This window comes from Pseudomonas sp. MD195_PC81_125 (assembly GCF_014060985.1).
GTDB lineage: Bacteria > Pseudomonadota > Gammaproteobacteria > Pseudomonadales > Pseudomonadaceae > Aquipseudomonas > Aquipseudomonas parakoreensis.
The window spans coordinates 1-15727 of sequence record NZ_JABULD010000226.1 but is presented as its reverse complement, the minus strand read 5'-3'; the positions used below and the strand labels follow the sequence as shown (position 1 = coordinate 15727).

15 protein-coding genes and 3 pseudogenes are annotated in these 15727 nt (G+C 60.0%); 9 read left to right on the top strand and 9 right to left on the bottom strand.

The features are described 5' to 3' along the window. The 3 genes from HT737_RS09815 to HT737_RS09805 all read left to right on the top strand — a co-directional run. Positions 1-183: cytochrome o ubiquinol/quinol oxidase subunit IV (locus tag HT737_RS09815; RefSeq protein WP_182402400.1), on the top strand; the 183-nt coding region annotated here is incomplete at its 5' end. 10 nt (positions 184-193) lie between these two features. Next, entirely contained in the window at positions 194-1081 is an 888-nt protein-coding gene (gene cyoE, locus HT737_RS09810; protein WP_003227980.1) for a heme o synthase, read from the top strand. Positions 1082-1487: 406 nt separating this feature from the next. Next, entirely contained in the window at positions 1488-1979 is a 492-nt protein-coding gene (locus HT737_RS09805) for a RidA family protein (protein WP_041071759.1), read from the top strand. Positions 1980-2046: 67 nt separating this feature from the next. Here HT737_RS09805 and HT737_RS09800 read toward each other — a convergent pair whose 3' ends face one another. The 3 genes and pseudogenes from HT737_RS09800 to HT737_RS09790 form a co-directional block, all read right to left on the bottom strand. Next, entirely contained in the window at positions 2047-2751 is a 705-nt protein-coding gene (locus HT737_RS09800) for a hypothetical protein (RefSeq protein WP_086791660.1), read from the bottom strand. Between the two features lie 119 nt (positions 2752-2870). Then, positions 2871-4392: pseudogene (locus HT737_RS09795) on the bottom strand (ATP-binding protein). After that, positions 4389-5100, bottom strand: a pseudogene (locus HT737_RS09790) (response regulator transcription factor). Before HT737_RS09790 ends, HT737_RS09795 begins: the two co-directional pseudogenes overlap by 4 nt. Before the next feature lie 151 nt (positions 5101-5251). On the opposite strand from HT737_RS09790, the gene msrB reads away from it, so the two are divergent. The 3 genes and pseudogenes from msrB to msrA all read left to right on the top strand — a co-directional run bounded on the left by msrB (position 5252) and on the right by msrA (position 8313). After that, the gene (gene msrB, locus HT737_RS09785; RefSeq protein WP_041071767.1) at positions 5252-5770 is read left to right on the top strand and encodes a peptide-methionine (R)-S-oxide reductase MsrB; all 519 of its coding nucleotides are present in this window, start codon (positions 5252-5254) and stop codon (positions 5768-5770) included. A 43-nt stretch (positions 5771-5813) separates the two neighbouring features. After that, positions 5814-7593 (top strand): annotated as a pseudogene (locus HT737_RS09780) (cytochrome c biogenesis protein DipZ). A gap of 15 nt (positions 7594-7608) precedes the next feature. Next, positions 7609-8313, top strand: coding sequence for a peptide-methionine (S)-S-oxide reductase MsrA (gene msrA, locus HT737_RS09775; RefSeq protein WP_182402398.1), 705 nt, complete (start codon positions 7609-7611; stop codon positions 8311-8313). Positions 8314-8317: 4 nt separating this feature from the next. On the opposite strand, the gene HT737_RS09770 is transcribed toward msrA, so the two are convergent. Continuing rightward, on the bottom strand, positions 8318-9223 hold the full coding sequence (locus HT737_RS09770) for a LysR family transcriptional regulator (protein ID WP_095668369.1): 906 nt from the start codon (positions 9221-9223) through the stop codon (positions 8318-8320). Between the two features lie 102 nt (positions 9224-9325). Between HT737_RS09770 and HT737_RS09765 the strand changes: the two genes are divergently transcribed. Beyond that, entirely contained in the window at positions 9326-10492 is a 1167-nt protein-coding gene (locus tag HT737_RS09765; protein WP_182402396.1) for an aspartate aminotransferase family protein, read from the top strand. Here the strand turns inward: HT737_RS09765 and HT737_RS09760 are convergent. From HT737_RS09760 to HT737_RS09740, 5 genes are all read right to left on the bottom strand, one after another. Continuing rightward, a complete protein-coding gene (locus tag HT737_RS09760; protein ID WP_086791674.1) occupies positions 10486-10740 on the bottom strand; it encodes a Txe/YoeB family addiction module toxin in 255 nt (84 codons plus the stop codon). The genes HT737_RS09765 and HT737_RS09760 overlap by 7 nt on opposite strands. After that, a complete protein-coding gene (locus HT737_RS09755; RefSeq protein ID WP_086791676.1) occupies positions 10737-10991 on the bottom strand; it encodes a type II toxin-antitoxin system prevent-host-death family antitoxin in 255 nt (84 codons plus the stop codon). Before HT737_RS09755 ends, HT737_RS09760 begins: the two co-directional genes overlap by 4 nt. A gap of 231 nt (positions 10992-11222) precedes the next feature. Continuing rightward, complete coding sequence (locus tag HT737_RS09750) at positions 11223-13142, bottom strand: alkaline phosphatase D family protein (RefSeq protein WP_182402394.1); 1920 nt, start codon at positions 13140-13142, stop codon at positions 11223-11225. A 72-nt stretch (positions 13143-13214) separates the two neighbouring features. Further along, entirely contained in the window at positions 13215-13946 is a 732-nt protein-coding gene (locus HT737_RS09745) for a hypothetical protein (protein WP_182402392.1), read from the bottom strand. A 110-nt stretch (positions 13947-14056) separates the two neighbouring features. Further along, complete coding sequence (locus HT737_RS09740) at positions 14057-14431, bottom strand: hypothetical protein (protein WP_182402390.1); 375 nt, start codon at positions 14429-14431, stop codon at positions 14057-14059. 119 nt (positions 14432-14550) lie between these two features. Between HT737_RS09740 and HT737_RS09735 the strand changes: the two genes are divergently transcribed. Both HT737_RS09735 and HT737_RS09730 read left to right on the top strand, forming a co-directional pair. Then, the gene (locus tag HT737_RS09735; protein WP_182402388.1) at positions 14551-15300 is read left to right on the top strand and encodes a hypothetical protein; all 750 of its coding nucleotides are present in this window, start codon (positions 14551-14553) and stop codon (positions 15298-15300) included. Positions 15301-15345: 45 nt separating this feature from the next. Beyond that, positions 15346-15714 (top strand): PH domain-containing protein, encoded by a 369-nt coding sequence (locus HT737_RS09730; RefSeq protein WP_034156100.1) that lies wholly within the window; start codon positions 15346-15348, stop codon positions 15712-15714. Positions 15715-15727 lie beyond the last annotated feature (13 nt).

Genomic DNA, 15727 nt, shown 5'->3' with positions numbered 1-15727 from the left:
GTCCTGCTGTTCGCGGTAATCCAGGTGATCGTTCACCTGTACTACTTCCTGCACCTGGACCGTTCGATTGCACAACGTAACAACGTGATCGCGTTTGTCTTTACGGCCATCGTGATCCTGCTGCTGGTTGGCCTGTCGCTGTGGATCATGTTCAGCATCCACACGTACATGATGGCGAAGTGAGGTAGACCCGATGTCGCTCAAGCACTTTATCCAAATCACCAAACCGGGGATCATTTTCGGTAACGTGCTTTCTGTGGCAGGCGGGTTCTTCCTGGCCTCGAAAGGGCATGTAGATCTGGCGGTGTTCCTGGCCGCCATGATCGGCACTTCCCTGGTTGTGGCCTCCGGTTGCGTGTTCAACAACTGCATCGACCGCGACATCGACCTGAAGATGGAACGCACCAAGAACCGGGTGCTGGTGCAGGGCTTGATCTCCCTGAAACTGGCCCTGGTCTACGCGACCATCCTGGGTGTTCTCGGCGTTGCCTTGTTGTACAAGGTGGCCAACCCGTTGGCCGCCCTGTTCGCGGTAATCGGCTTCATCATCTACGTCGGCTTCTACAGCCTGTACCTCAAGCGCAAGTCGGTTCACGGCACGCTGGTGGGCAGTCTGTCGGGCGCCATGCCGCCAGTGATCGGTTACGTTGCCGTGACCAACAGCTTCGACATGGCCGCACTGACCCTGCTGGTGATGTTCAGCCTGTGGCAGATGCCGCATTCCTACGCCATCGCGATCTTCCGTTTCAACGACTACCTGGCCGCATCGATTCCGGTGTTGCCCGTCAAGCGCGGAATCGAAGTGGCCAAGAAGCACATCCTGCTCTACATCCTGGCGTTCCTCGTGGCGACCTTGATGCTGACTTTCAGCGGTTACGCCGGCATGAGCTACCTCGCCGTTGCCGCGGCCATGGGCATGTACTGGTTGTACATGGCCTGGACCGGCTACAAGGCGGTGGATGACACGGTCTGGGCACGCAAGCTGTTCGTGTTCTCGATCTTCACCATCACCGCCCTGAGCGTCATGATGTCCCTGGACTTCAAGGTGCCGGCCGAGCTGCTGCTGACGTACGCGCCGTAAGGCTCGATGGCTTCACGAAAAACCCCGCACATTGAGAGATGTGCGGGGTTTTTTGTTGGGTGCTATTTAAGGTTGAGCGTGTCTTTGGGAAACGACTGTCTGCTTATAGAGAGATCTCCTACCTTCAGAAAACTTTTCATTAGTTAGGATCCCAGAGGCTATTTTCTAATGGGGCAGGTTTGGATGAAAAAGCGCGATCTGTTTGCTGAGTTAATGCAGGGCGTCGCAGAGATGGCGGCACACCGTGAAAATGTGGCGAAGGATGCCTCAGCGGCCGGTTGCTATCACTTCGTGAAACACCTAGATTTGGATCCAACTATGTCGATGACCTGCCACAAATCGAATCTCCGGCAATCATCGGTCTTAACCTGCGGTTCTTCATGCACTGATCAAAAGGCTGGGCGAAATGACTGAGAGGATGACCTGCGACGAACGCTTCATTGCCCTGGCACAAGAGCTGAACTACGACATCTATGGCGAGAACACTGCCGGCGGCAATTACGCGCCGCTGATCCGTCATCGCGATGAGTTGTACATCAGCGGCATGGTGCCGCGGGTCAATGGCAGGATTCTGTATCCCGGTCGCGTGGGGTTGGAGTTGACGCTCAAGGATGCCCAGGCAGCCGCGAGCATCAGTGCCATGCGCTGCCTGGCACTGATCGTCGATGCGGTCGGTTCGCTGGACAAGATCCGCGCCTTGTTGCGGGTCACGGTGTATGTGAAGTCGACCCCGGACTTTGTTGACCTGAGCGAGGTGGCCAACGGCGCATCGGACGTGTTCAGCCATGTGCTCGGCGATGCTGGCCGGCACACCCGCACCACGGTCGGTGTCTATCAGTTGCCGAAGAATGCTGCGATCGAGGTCGACATGATCGTTGCGGTACAGCCGGAAGTCTGACCGCCGCAACGCCCAAAAAAAAGCCCCGCCTGAATCTCAGAGCGGGGCTTTTTTGTCGGCGCCGGATTTACTGCGCGGCGATGCTGTAACCGTCGAACGCCGTCTGCTGTTGCAGTGCGGTGATGATGTTCTTGCGGTTGATTGCGTGTTCGGTGCCGGCGTTGTCGACAAAGGTTTCGCCTTCCAGCTCGGCTTCTTCGCCCTCACCGACAAAAGTGAAACCGAGGAACTCCAGCGCCTCACGGTCAACGTTCATGCGCGAGCGCGGCGTGCGCAGCGGCAGGGTCACGCTGCTGCCGTCCTTGCTGATGGTGAAGATTTCGACTTCTTTCTTGGCGCGAGCAGCTTTGCCCTTGCCGCCACTCGGGTTGCTGATCGCCTGATGGGTCTGGTTCAGCACCTTGAGGGCCAGGCCGTAGACGATTTCCTGGAACGCCGGATCGTCCTTGAAGCAGGACAGGATGCGGCCGATCGAGAACTTGCTGCTCAGGTCTTCAAGGGCGGCGAGGTCGGCGGCTTCGGCGTCTTTCAGCGCCTTGAGCTGGCCCATCAGCTCATAGGCCTTGTCGTCGTCGAAGCTGTCGTGTGCCTGACGGATCGCGGCGCGCAGCTCGCGGATCTGGTCGCTTTCGCGGGTCGACTGGAAAGCGTCCAGCACCATCTCGCTGATGATTTTGGCTTGTGGGAGGTGTTGTGAAAGATTGATGGAGTTTTCGTATTCCGCTTTGGACGATTCGGTGACTACGGATTCAGCGGTGTTGAAATCGGACATTGAAATTTCACTACTTTTTTAACTTGAGTGGAAACGAGAAAGCGCGAGGTCTTTTTCAGGCCGGTTAATTTAGGGGAGCGGGGCGGCGTTGTCACGGAACAACAGTCCGGTGGTGCGGATTATTTGTCCGGCGTGTTCAGGTTCATCGAGCGCACCATCCACTGTTCCGCGGTTTGCTGATCGGTCGGCAGCGTGAAGCGGAAAGTCGCCCCGCGCCCGGCGACATCGATCAACTGAATCTCACGCCCGTGCAGTTGCAGGATACGGTGGACGATGCGCAGACCTAGTCCGCCGTCACGTCGCGCCCCGCCAATATTGAACGGACGCAGGAACAGACCTTCGCGCAGCTCCGGAGCGATGCCGGGGCCGGTGTCGCTGACGGTGACTTCGACCAAGACGCCCAGGGGTTTCACATCCAGCTCGATTTCACCGCCCGCCGGCGTATAGCGCAAGGCGTTATCCACCAGGTTGGTGAGCACCCGTTCGATCAACCCGAGGTCGGCGCAGACCGTTGGCAGGTTGGGCACAAAGCTGGCCTTGAGTTCGACATGGCGGGCTTCGGCCGCCAGTTCGAATTTCTGGAAGATGTCCTGCAGCAGATCGATCAGCGAAAAGCGTTCCAGTACCGGTTGCACGAAACCGTGTTCCAGACGCACCAGCTCCAGCAGCGATTGCGCCAACCCGCCGACCTTGCGGCTCTGATCCAGTGCGATGCCCAGATAGCGGCGGCGTTCTTCGGCGGTGAGCGTAGCGTCCTTGAGTGACAGGGTTTCCAGATAACCGTGCAGCGAGGCCAGTGGCGTGCGCAGGTCGTGGGAGATATTCGCCACCAGTTCGCGTCGCTCCTGATCCTGGCGGGTCAATGAGCGCCACTGCTCACCGAGGCGTTTTTGCATTTGGCGGAAGGCGCCATCAAGCACGGCGATCTCATCCGGGTCAGCGCTTTTATCCACAACTGCTGAAGGAGCGGGCAGCGGTTGCGGCGTGCCATCAATGTCAAAGCGGCTGACGGTTTCGGTCAACCGGCGCAAGGGGCGGGTAATCAGGTTGAACGCCGTGAGCCCCGCGATCAGGCACAACAGCGCCACCAGCCCGATCGACAGTAGCGCCGTATTGAGTGCGGCACTGGTCGCGCCCCCGTTCAGCGAAGCGATCGTGTTCTTCGCTGAGCAACACCACGTACAGATAACCGGCGGGCTTGCCATTGACCTTCAATGGCGCGGCACTGAAGACCTTGCGCCCGTCGGCACTGCGCGGGTCATCGCCGAGGATCGGCAGCGGCTGGTCATTGAGCAGGCGGCGGATCGGCGCCAGATCGACGGTCTCCCGGCGCAGATGGCCTTCCGGCGCCGCGTTGCCGACAATCCGTCCCTCGGGGTCGAGCAGGTATACCTCGACACTCGGGTTGACCAGCATCAGCTTGCTGAACAGTTCGCGCACGGCGCCGGGCATCAGGCCATTGCTGTCCATCAGCACCGTGTCATGGGCGATGTGCTGCGCCAGATCCCGCGACAGGCCTTGCACCACTTCCAGTTCATGCATCTTGCTCGAGCGCACTTGCAGCCATGCCGAGGTGCCGCAGCACACCAGCAGCAAAACGGCGAACACCAGCGACAGGCGCTGCGACAGGTTCAGTCTCATGGTTGTTCCGTGCCGAATTTATAGCCGCGACCCCACACGGTGAGGATGCGGGTCGGTTGTGCCGGATCGCTTTCGATCTTCGCCCGCAGGCGATTGATGTGGGTGTTGACCGTGTGCTCGTAACCTTCATGACTGTAGCCCCACACCGCGTTCAGCAGGTCCATGCGTGAGAAGACCTTGCCCGGCTGCCGGGCGAAGAAATACAGCAGGTCGAACTCTCGCGGAGTGAGGTCCAGACGCGCGCCATTGAGGGTGACGTCGCGGGTGATCGGGTCAATGTTCAGACCATCGAGGCTGAGGCTGCCGGCGTCCATCTTCAGGTTGCGCGCCATGGCGTCGACCCGGCGCAGCAAGGCTTTGACCCGGGCCACCAGCTCCAGCATGGAAAACGGTTTGGCGAGGTAATCGTCGGCCCCCCAGTTCCAGACCCAGAATGCGGTGCAGTTCGCTGGAGCGCGCGCTGGTGATGATGATCGGCGTATAGCGCGCCATCGCCCGGGCGCGGCGGCAGATTTCCAGGCCGTCGACGCCCGGCAGCATCAGGTCGAGGATCAGCGCATCCCATTGCCCCTGCTGCAACAGGCGCATGCCTTCATCGCCGTCGGCGCTGTGCACGACGTCGTAATGCTCGTCGCGCAGGTGCAGGCAAATCAGGTCAGCGATGTGTTGATCATCCTCGACCACGAGGATGCGTCTGGTCGGTTCCATCAAGCTCAATCCTTCGGCGCAATGAGTGCATTGTGCGGGTTTTCCTCGGGGCGAGTTATCACGAATTCGTTAACTTCCCGTGAGGATTTGGCGATCAACCCAAGCCTAGGCTGTGTTCCATGACAGGCACCTGGAATTTTTGGAGACGGCCATGTTTTCACGGCGACAGATTCTCGTAGCGAGCGGCGGGCTGGGGCTCGCAGCCCTGGTAGCGGGTGTATTGCCAAAATTGTCCCCGGGCACCGCGCTGGTCGAGCAGGCGCAAGCGGATGAGGCGTTTGAGGTGACCCATAGCGACAGCGAATGGCACTCGCTGCTCTCGGATGAGCAATACGCCATCCTGCGCGAAGAAGGCACTGAACGGGCCTACACCAGCCCGCTCAACAACGAACATCGCAGCGGCACATTCGCCTGCGCGGGCTGTGCCCTGGCGCTGTTTTCATCGGCAACCAAGTTCGACAGCCACACCGGTTGGCCGAGTTTCTGGGCACCGCTGGAACAGGCGGTGGCCACGCGTCAGGACCGTTCCTTCGGCATGGTCCGCAATGAAGTGCACTGCCGGCGCTGCGGCGGGCACTTGGGGCATGTCTTCGATGACGGCCCGAAACCGACCGGCCTGCGCTATTGCATGAATGGCCTGGCGATGACGTTCAAACCCGTGGCGGCATGAGCCATGGCACTTTTTCGACCTTCACTCTCTACAGGACGACACCATGTGGCTCTTGGTTCTCGCTTATCTGGGCGGTGTGCTGACGATCGTCAGTCCGTGCATCCTGCCTGTTCTGCCTTTTGTCTTCGCTCGCAGCGGGCAGCCGTTTATCAAGAGTGGCTTGCCGCTATTGACCGGGATGGCGCTGACTTTCGCCCTCGTCGCCACACTGGCGGCGGTGGGCGGCGGCTGGGTGGTGCAAGTCAATCAGTACGGGCGCTGGCTCGCGTTGCTGTTCGTTGCACTGTTCGGGCTGACGCTGCTGCTGCCGCGCCTCGCCGAGCGCCTGACGCGACCGCTGGTCTCGGCCGGCAGTCGGCTGTCCGAAGCCGCGGGCCAGGACAGTCGTCCGCGTCCCGGCGCCTCGTTTCTGATCGGTGTTGCCACGGGGCTGCTCTGGGCGCCGTGCGCCGGGCCCATCCTCGGTTTGATTCTGACCGGCGCCGCGCTGCAAGGGGCAAGCATCGCCACCACGCTGTTGTTGCTCGCCTACGCGGCGGGCGCCGCGACTTCACTGGCGGCGGCGCTGCTGCTGGGCGGTAAGGTGTTTGCGCTGATGAAGCGCTCGATCGGTACGGGGGGAGTGGATCCGTCGTGGGTTGGGGGGCGGCGATGCTCGCGGGTGTCGCGGCGATTGCGCTGGGCCTCGATACCGGGGCTGTTGGCGCGGCTGTCGACGGCGTCCACGGGGCGGCATTGAACAGGCACTGGTGGGCCAACTCTCCGGCAAATCTCCCGCTGGCAACGGCACGATGATGGCGCAGATTCCCGCGGCGGGCGCAGCCATGAAAGTCGCCGACAAGGCTCCGGGTACATTGCCAGTAGAAGGCCAGTTACCGCCGCTCAACGGCGCCGTGCAATGGCTCAATTCGCCACCGCTGGACGCTCAGGCATTAAAGGGCAAAGTGGTGCTGGTGGATTTCTGGACCTACTCCTGCATCAACTGCCTGCGCACGCTGCCGTACGTCAAAGCGTGGGCCGAGAAGTACCGCGATCAAGGCCTGGTGGTGATCGGCGTGCACGCCCCGGAGTTCGCTTTCGAGCGCGATGTGGGCAATGTCACTAAGGCCATGAAGGAGCTGGGCATCAACTACCCGGTGGCCATCGATAACGACTACAAGATCTGGCGCGCTTTCAACAACGAATACTGGCCGGCGCATTATTTTGCCGACGCTCAGGGACGGATTCGTTACCACCATTTTGGCGAAGGCGACTACGCCGAATCGGAGCGGGTCATCCAGCAGTTACTGCGTGAAGCCGGGGCGAAAACCGTCGCCGACGGCCTGATCAACGCTGACGCCCAAGGCGTGCAACAGGCGCCGGACATGAATCAGGTGCTGTCACCGGAAACCTATGTCGGCTACCAGCGTGCGGAACATTTCGTACCGGAAACCGGCCTGGTGCCTGACAAGGTCGCGACCTATAACCCACCGGTCAACCTGACGCTGAATGACTGGAGCCTTGGTGGCCAGTGGGCCGTCGGCGCCGAACGCGCTACCGCCAGCGCGCCGGCCAGCCGCATCGTCTATCGCTTCCATGCCCGCGACCTGCATCTGGTGCTGGGCCCGGGCGCGGATGGCAAACCGGTGCGTTTCAAAGTCTCGATTGACGGTCAGGCGCCGGGTGCCGCCCATGGTGTGGATGTCGCTGCGGATGGCAGCGGTCGCGTGACCGAACAGCGCCTGTACCAATTGGTGCGGCAAACCGATGCGGTGAAGGATCGGACCTTCACCATCGAATTTCTTGACCCGGGCGTATCGGCTTACGCCTTCACCTTCGGCTGATCGGGAGTGCGCAACATGAAAGCTCAAAACAACTGGCGCCGTGTGTTGCTCGGTGTCGCCATGGCGGGTGTGATCGGCCAATGCTCGGCGTTCTCTTTCGGTGCAGAGGACGCGGTGGTCGTCCCGCCGCCAGCCCTCGACGAAACCACTCAGGCGCACAGCGAAACGGCGGTGTTCGCCGGTGGTTGCTTCTGGGGTGTGCAAGGGGTTTTCCAGCACGTCAAAGGCGTGCAGAAAGCCGTCTCGGGTTATGCCGGCGGCGCGGCGGATACGGCGGAGTATGAACGGGTCAGCGCAGGCGACACCGGTCATGCCGAGTCAGTGCAAGTCACCTTCGATCCGACGCAAGTCAGTTACGGCAGCCTGCTGCAGATCTACTTCTCGGTGGCCCACAACCCGACCGAACTCAACCGCCAGGGGCCGGACAGCGGTACGCAATATCGCTCGGCATTGTTCCCGGTCAACGCCGATCAACAACGGGTGGCCCAGGCCTACATCGCCCAACTCGACGCGGCGCATGCCTACAGCAAACCGATCGTTACGAAACTGGAAACCTACAACGGTTTCTACCCGGCGGAGGACTACCACCAGGACTTCCTGACCGAACACCCAAGCTATCCGTACATCGTGATCAACGACATGCCGAAGGTCGCGCAGTTGAAGCAGTTGTTTGCGCAGCGTTATCAGGAGAAGCCGGTGTTGGTGAAAAGCGGGAGTTGATGCTTCAGGATCTGCCCCAGGTTTTCATCGCAAATTCGACAAACCGCCGTAGCTTGGGCAAACGATAACGATCCGGCGCGTACAGCAGATGCAACGGACGGCTCGGTGGCTGGTAATCGGGGATCACCGTCACCAGTTTGCCGTCGCGCAGGTCCTGTTCCACCAGCGCGTCCGGCAGCATGACGATGCCCATGCCGGTGCGCGCTGCCTGATGCAGGCCGGCCGAGGTGTTCATCAGCATCGGGCCGCTGACGTCGACCAGAATCTCGCCGTGCGGTCCGCTGAGGCGCCAGCGTTTTTCCACCGATTGCCAGTCGTCGCCGGCAGGGTAGGCGAACGACAGGCAGTCGTGTTGCTGCAGGTCTTGCGGGGTGATCGGCATGCCGCGCCGGGCGACGTAGGCCGGCGAGGCGCACACGGTGAGGGTGTAGTCGATCAGCGGCCGGGCGATCAGGTTCGACTGCTCGAAATGCCCCAGCCGAAATGCCACGTCGAGGCCACTTTCCAGCAGGTCCGGTCGGCTGTTGGTCAGCACCACATCCATTTTCACCTGCGGGTATTGCAGGGAAAACTCGCTGAGTGCCGGGGCCAGACGTTCGACGCCAAAGGTCAGCGGCGCGGTGATGCGCAGCAGGCCACGGGGTTCATCAAGGGCCTGTTCGGCGAGACGTTCGGAGTCGGCCACCAAACCCAGAACGTCGAGGCAGCGCTGGTAGTAAACGCTGCCGAACTCGGTCAGCCGCTGGCGGCGAGTGGTGCGCTGCAGCAGTTGGACGCCGAGCCGTTGCTCCAGTGCGCGAAGGTGATTTCCGACCATGGTCGTGGACATTTCGCACTGCAACGCGGCCGCCGTCATGCTTCCGGCTTCCACGACCTTCACGTAGACGCTCATCGCCTGCAACAGGTCCATTATCAAGCTCTGCTGTTAAATGATTGAAGTTTTGCCGAGTTTATCCAGTTCTGGTGGCTAACCATACTGCAAACACACCGACCTTCACTGGAGTTTGAAGTCATGACCGCCGCCCTGATGAACACCTACCAACCGCTGGCCTTGAGTTTCACCAGAGGCCTGGGCACTCGCCTGTGGGATCAGGCCGGTCGTGAATACCTGGATGCCGTCGCGGGTGTCGCGGTGACCAATGTCGGGCACTCGCATCCGCGCATCGTTGCTGCCATCAGCGAACAGGCTGCAATGTTGCTGCACACCTCCAACCTGTACAGCATCGACTGGCAGCAACAACTGGCGCGGAAACTCACGCAGCTGTCGGGAATGGAGCGGGCGTTCTTCAACAACTCCGGCGCCGAGGCCAATGAAACTGCGCTGAAACTGGCTCGGTTATACGGCTGGCGCAAAGGTATCGAACAGCCGCTGGTGGTGGTCATGGCCAACGCGTTTCATGGCCGCACGTTAGGCACTTTGTCGGCCAGCGATGGCCCGGCGGTGCGGTTGGGTTTCAATGATCTGCCGGGGGATTTCGTCAAAGTGCCTTTCGGTGATCTGGCGGCGCTGGATCAGCTGCAGCAAAAGCACGGCGCGCGCATCGTGGCGATTCTGGTCGAGCCGATCCAGGGCGAAAGCGGTGTGCAACTGGCGCCGCCCGGCTACCTCAAAGCCCTGCGTGACCTGTGCAATCGGCACGCCTGGCTGCTGATGCTCGATGAAATCCAGACCGGCATCGGCCGCACCGGCCAGTGGTTTGCGTTCCAGCATGAAGGCATCGTGCCGGACGTCATGACCCTGGCCAAAGGCCTCGGCAACGGCGTGCCGATTGGCGCCTGTCTGGCACGGGGCAGAGCGGCGGACCTGTTCACTCCCGGCAGTCATGGCAGCACGTTTGGCGGTAATCCGCTGGCCTGTCGGGTCGGCTGCACGGTGCTGGACATCATCGAAGAGCAAGGCTTGCTGGCCAATGTCCGGGTGCAGGGCGAGCGCCTGTTGAGCCGCCTGCGCGCCGAACTGGCAGGCAACCCCAACGTGCTGGCGATTCGCGGGCAGGGCTTGATGATCGGCATCGAGTTGAAACAGCCGATCCGCGATCTGACGCTGATTGCAGCGCGGGATCATGGGCTGCTGATCAACGTCACACGCGGCAAGACAATACGGCTGCTGCCGCCGCTGACGATTGATGAGCGGGAGGTGGAGATGATTGTCAGAGGTGTGGGGCACATCATTCAGTAGTGGTATTTGCAACTAATGACGCAAATCTCACCGCCTTCGATGCTGTAGACCAAACGATGCTCACCCGTTATTCGTCTGGACCAAAAGCCGCTCATGTTGTGTTTGAGCGGCTCGGGCTTGCCGATCCCTTCAAACGGTTCGCGCTGAATTGCCTTTATCAACAGATTGATACGTTTGAGTCCGGCCTTATCGTTCTGCTGAAACCACAAGTAGTCTTCCCAGCCTGATGGCGTGAACTCGATTTTCATTCTTCGATCAATTGCCTGACTTTGGCTTTTCCGGCACGCATTTCGCCAATCGATTTGATCAACCGTTCGGCGTTGGCTGGAGAGCGGAGCAAGTAGGCCGTTTCTTCAAGTGCGTTGTATTCAGCCAGAGACATCATCACGACGGGCTCGCCTTTTTGGCGTGTGACCAGAAGGGGAGCCCGGTCTTCGTTAACGCGATCCATCGTTTCGGCCAAATGCGCACGGGCGGTGGTGTAGTTGATGGTTTGCATGTCGTAGTCCTCGCTGGATGCAAAGAACGTACAGAAATGAGTACATGATGACAAGGCGATACCTACCAGTGGTTGTTTCGCAGAAGGGGTTACTGCGAGCACATTCAGTATGGCTAAAGAACTCTGGGGACGTTTCTGAGATGGTTGTAATCCTCATCCACTGTCGCTGGCAGTGAGAAACCGCCGCGTCGTGGTCATCTGGTGCTCCCAATGTAGGAAAAACACTTTTGGTTAGTCCGGATAATCCCCCAACTCCGGCGCCAGCATCCGCGTCTTCACCGCCCCGTTCGAATTGTGCTGAATGATCTCGCTCGGCTGCCCCTGCACATTGAAAAACACCTGGCCGATCCCGGCTGAATTCCACAGCCGTTCACCCGCTTCGGCATGTTCCGGGGTATAGGGCACGATGCGCATGCGCCGGCGTTTGGTGAACCAGTTCAACGGCGAGCGCGGCGAATAGAGCCAGCGGTTGAGGCGGTCAAACCATTCCAGCAGGGTTTTCGGAAACTCGTTCTTGATCCCGCTGCTGGTGATCTGCCAGATCCGTGGCCCGGCCTTGCGGTGTCGGATAAGCACTTCGTAGACGAAGGAGTAATGCACGTCACCGGACAGCACCACGTAGTTTCCGGGCGTGCGGGTGTGTCGGAAAATGTTCAGGATCACCTGCGCCGCACCGCGATGGGCCATCCAGTTTTCCGCGTCGACCAGCAGCGGATAACCGCACCAGCTGAAAACCTTCTGCACGGTCTCGACCAGCTTCACACCGAAGATCGGCGCGGGGGACACGATGATCGCCGACGGATGATCCAGCAGGTCCTGCTGCAGCTCGCTCAGCGCTTCCCAGTCCAGCAAACCAGAGGGTTGCTTGAGCGCCATCTCGCTGCGCCAGCGGCGGGTGCGGGTGTCGAGCACCACCAGCGCCGGGCTGCTCGGCAACACGAAATGCCAATGCTGAAAGCGCAGCAAGTCATCGATCAGCGCGTCCTGCACCGGGCTGTCGAGATAGCGATCGTCACCGCTGGCGCTCAGGCGTCGAGTGTTCTCCAGCACATCCCTGAACGCATCCGGATTGTTGCCCCAGCCCTGGCACAACATGTATGCGATCAAGGCGTTGCCGATGATGCGTTTGGAGAACGGATGGCCGTAGGCGGTTTCCTCCCATTGCGCGGAAAGATTCCAGTCATCGGTGATGTCGTGATCGTCGAAAATCATCAGGCTCGGCAGATGCGCCAAGGCTCGGGCAACGTTGCCCAAACCGGCCTTGAAGCCATCGATACGGGTTTGCTCCAGGGTGTAGCGCTGCAAGCGTTCAGGCGTCAGCGCTGGAGCAGCAGGATTGATCAACGTCCAGGCAATCGGTGACCACACCAGCAAGTACATCGCCATCACTTCGGCGAAGGTCACCAGGTGATTGTCGGCGCTGCTGCTGGTAAAAATCGGTTTGCGCGCACCGCCGAAAAAACGCTCGCGCAAGGTCTCGTTACTCTCCAGCGCCGGTAACAGATCCGCGCGGTGGTAGTAGCTGGCCGGGTGTTCGTAAAGTCTGGCGCTGTCGCTGACCACGGCACCTTCGAGGTGTTCGTCGAACAAGCCAAGACGTTCGATCAGACAGTGAATCGCCCGCAGCATCGGCCCGGAGACGTCATCGGCGTAGATTTGGTCGCCGCTCATCATCAGCAGGGCCGGACGTTGTTGCGGATCGGTTTCGCCAGAAAGCAGTTGGTCAACGCACAGCAGACCGTCTGCCGCCGGATGATGCGGCTTGCGGCAGGAACCGTGCAGCAACTGATCGATCCGCGAACGCACGACAAGGTTCGGACAACCAGCGTTGCCGTACAACAGATGCGGCGCCCATTCGGCGATGGGCGAGTGGCCGTCGATCAACAGGTCGTAGTCGATGCGGGTGTCGCAGGGCAGGGCGCTGTCGAAAACAACGTCGATCAGATGGACGAACGCATGACGGCCGACGGGGATGACCGTGCATTTCCCGGCATCGAGAGGGATGTCTCCTACACCTTGCAGGCGCAGGGTCAGCGCCAGTGTGCGGGTGCCGACCAGCCACAGGACGATTCGCGTCGGTTCCAACCGGCGCAGCAGCGGGCCGGCCAAGACAGGAGGCAACGGATTCAGGTCAGCAGGTATCGAGGACATTCGCAGGCAAGGCTCAAGGCGCACAGGCTGGCGATGATAGCGCAGCCGGCGCCTTGAACCCTTAAACGAGGCTTAAGCGTCAGCCTTCTGCAGCTTCAGCGCCAGCAGTCGCCATTCGCTGGAAGCGGGTTGCTCCTGCACTGAGCACTCGAAGCGATAAGTGACGTCGTCGCCGTTCATGTTGCGTGCAGTGACCTTGTTGCTGAGGGTGTAAATCTGGCCCTTGAAGCGTTGGGTGACCACAGCGGTGCTGTCAGCGAAGCGCGCCGACGCCGGGAAGCGCAAGGCACCGGTCACGTAAGGGCTGCACATGACATACGCGAGCATCGATTTGTCGCTGTCGGCATGCTGAGCAAGCTTGTCGCGCAACGCGCTGAACGCTTTGCGGCCCTGCGCGTCGCTCTGATCCAGAACGGTTTTTTCGGACATCGATTTCGGTGCCCGGTTGGCGTAGTTCGGCAGCAGTGCGGAGTCGGGCGGCGAAGGCTGATTGTCTGGCTCGATAGCGGCGAACCCCGGAGCGTTTTCCAGTGCCACGGGCGTCAAATCCGACTCGGCTTCCGGCAGCAGGCTGGTGGTCACTTCGTTCTGGGTAATCACCTCTTCGGTGGGCGCCCGTTTCGGCTTATGCGCCGACGGGAACAACGACAGGAAGATCGACAGCACCACCAGACCGACGATAAAACCGCCCGCCGCGCCAACGATGTTGCCGTAAAACAGATTCCAGCTGCCGCGGTTTTTCACCACCCAGCGCCACATCAAACCCCAGGCCGCAACAAATGCCAGAAAACTCAGAAACTCCATGCGATCCTTTCCTTAACCCTTCAATAGCCTGCCAAACAGCACTCACTGGCGGTGAATGCTGAGATTGGGCGGCAAGATATCAAAATAGAGGTCTGACGCCACGAAGACATTCACATGCCGAGATTGGGCGGATTGATCTGAACAAAAAACATGATCGCCGTGATGCCGGCCATAACGCCGCAAAGGCCGGCCAGCAGCTGACGCGCAACGGGATGTTCGACTTGCGAGCGACGGGCCACCAGCATCCATACGCCAGTAAGCGCCGCGGCAGTCGCAAGCATTTCCAGAAGCGATCCCATGACCCCCGGGACCGGTGGCCGGCTGGAGCCGAACAGACCGACACAAAGCTGCGAAACCACCAGGCCGACAATCATGCCGCTGGCCGCCCCCAACACATTCGCGAGTAGCAGATTCCAAGCCCCACGCTGCCTGACGACCCAGACCCACATGCCTATCCAGGCGATAAAGAAAAACACAACATCCATCGTATCCATCCTTCGAAACCAGTCGCGGTACAAACGCTCGGCACCTCGCCGACAGTGGACGGCAAGATAGCAAAATAGTAGCGTCGCGCCACTTTCTTGATTCCTGTAATGGACTACTCATGCAAAAAGCCGCTTCTGTTCTGCGCTTGCTCTGTGCAATCACACTCGCCAGCGCCATTACCCCGGCATTCGCCGCCTGGAAAGAGCCGCCGGAGAGCAGTTGGCAGTATTACCTCGCCAACTGCCAGCGAATGCAGGAAAAAATCGCCGACGTCCAGAGCGGTCGCGTACCCAGCGCCTATGAGGTGATCGGCGACCTCGACAACAGCCTGCGGAGCATGAACCAGCGCCGCTCGAACCTGACGCCCCAATACCTCGGCTCCCGCGAATACGCGCAATGCGAAAACGTCGCCGCCCAGGCCGAGGCAACCATTGCGCAAGGCAATGCCGAGTTCGCCGCCAGAATGAACCAGGCCGCCGAGCAAGGCCGCATCGCCCATCAGAACTCCCCCGAATACAAACGCGCCCGTTCACTCGGCTACAGCGACGTCGGCGAGATCTCCTTCCTCAAACTCCACGAAGACATGGACGGCGAAGCCCGCCTGAAAACCATGCTGATCACCGTCGACGAAATCTGCGGCCAATTCTTCCGCGCCACGCAATATGTGAAGCCGTATGTGATCTATACCGTCAGGCCTTCGGATGGCGGATGCGGCGAAGTGAAACGCATCGCGGTGGTTGGCGGTCGATCCGTGGAGAAGGGCGATTACATTGATGAGAAGGGCGAGTTTCAGTATCTGGGTTGGAAGAAGCTTGTCGGCGCTGATGGGTTCCCAACCGATATCCGCGTGCTGAAAGCCCGTCGTTGAACCAAAAAAATACCGGGATGTTTTCTTGAATATGAGGATGGACAGATGATCGACTTCAACAACAAAGGCTTCTTCAAACTCAAGCAAAACGATGAGTACGCCGAGCGCGTAAGCGCGCTGTTGCTGGACGGTGAGGAAGTGATCGACTCCTACAAGGCGATGCGTGATGGCGTGGTGTTTACCAACAAACGCATCATCGCGGTCAACGTTCAGGGCATTACCGGCAGCAAGAAGGATTTCACCTCCTTGCCATACAAGAACATCGTCGCCTACTCCGTGGAAACCTCGGGCACCTTCGATCTGGATTCGGAGCTGGAGATTTACTTCTCGTCACTGGGGAAAGTGAAGTTCGAGTTCACCGGGAAGACGTCGATGGTGGAGATTTCCAAGTACATCTCGAAGCATCTGCTGTAACGGCAAAAGCCCA

Coding starts and splice junctions, on each gene's coding strand:
- HT737_RS09740 (WP_182402390.1), bottom strand. CDS start 14,431: ATGGATGTTGTGTTTTTCTTTATCGCCTGGATAGGCATGTGGGTCTGG.
- HT737_RS09770 (WP_095668369.1), bottom strand. CDS start 9,223: ATGGACCTGTTGCAGGCGATGAGCGTCTACGTGAAGGTCGTGGAAGCC.
- HT737_RS09750 (WP_182402394.1), bottom strand. CDS start 13,142: ATGTCCTCGATACCTGCTGACCTGAATCCGTTGCCTCCTGTCTTGGCC.
- HT737_RS09755 (WP_086791676.1), bottom strand. CDS start 10,991: ATGCAAACCATCAACTACACCACCGCCCGTGCGCATTTGGCCGAAACG.
- msrA (WP_182402398.1), top strand. CDS start 7,609: ATGAAAGCTCAAAACAACTGGCGCCGTGTGTTGCTCGGTGTCGCCATG.
- cyoE (WP_003227980.1), top strand. CDS start 194: ATGTCGCTCAAGCACTTTATCCAAATCACCAAACCGGGGATCATTTTC.
- HT737_RS09730 (WP_034156100.1), top strand. CDS start 15,346: ATGATCGACTTCAACAACAAAGGCTTCTTCAAACTCAAGCAAAACGAT.
- HT737_RS09765 (WP_182402396.1), top strand. CDS start 9,326: ATGACCGCCGCCCTGATGAACACCTACCAACCGCTGGCCTTGAGTTTC.
- msrB (WP_041071767.1), top strand. CDS start 5,252: ATGTTTTCACGGCGACAGATTCTCGTAGCGAGCGGCGGGCTGGGGCTC.
- HT737_RS09800 (WP_086791660.1), bottom strand. CDS start 2,751: ATGTCCGATTTCAACACCGCTGAATCCGTAGTCACCGAATCGTCCAAA.
- HT737_RS09735 (WP_182402388.1), top strand. CDS start 14,551: ATGCAAAAAGCCGCTTCTGTTCTGCGCTTGCTCTGTGCAATCACACTC.
- HT737_RS09760 (WP_086791674.1), bottom strand. CDS start 10,740: ATGAAAATCGAGTTCACGCCATCAGGCTGGGAAGACTACTTGTGGTTT.
- HT737_RS09805 (WP_041071759.1), top strand. CDS start 1,488: ATGACTGAGAGGATGACCTGCGACGAACGCTTCATTGCCCTGGCACAA.
- HT737_RS09745 (WP_182402392.1), bottom strand. CDS start 13,946: ATGGAGTTTCTGAGTTTTCTGGCATTTGTTGCGGCCTGGGGTTTGATG.